Genomic DNA, 215 nt, shown 5'->3' on the forward strand with positions numbered 1-215 from the left:
TTATCATTATTTCAGAAACAAATACAATAAGCCCATCACCCAAGCAAAGTGGGTCTACAATAATTTTTTAATAGCCAGTTAAAGGAAATAAAACACATGTCTGAATTTAATAAATCAAAAGCGGCGATTGCTTGGGGCACTAATCAACCACTTAGTGTTGAAGAAGTTGATGTGATGAGGCGTAAAAAAGGCGAAGTAATGGTAAAAATTACCGC

The 215-nt window shown here is 34.9% G+C and carries 1 pseudogene; it reads left to right on the forward strand.

The window, feature by feature from the left end:
• Positions 1-96: 96 nt before the first annotated feature.
• A pseudogene (locus V6260_RS19170) lies at positions 97-215 on the forward strand (S-(hydroxymethyl)glutathione dehydrogenase); the annotation flags it as partial.

Origin of the sequence: Pseudoalteromonas aliena (genome assembly GCF_038155085.1) — a bacterium.
GTDB classification, from domain to species: Bacteria; Pseudomonadota; Gammaproteobacteria; order Enterobacterales; family Alteromonadaceae; genus Pseudoalteromonas; species Pseudoalteromonas aliena_A.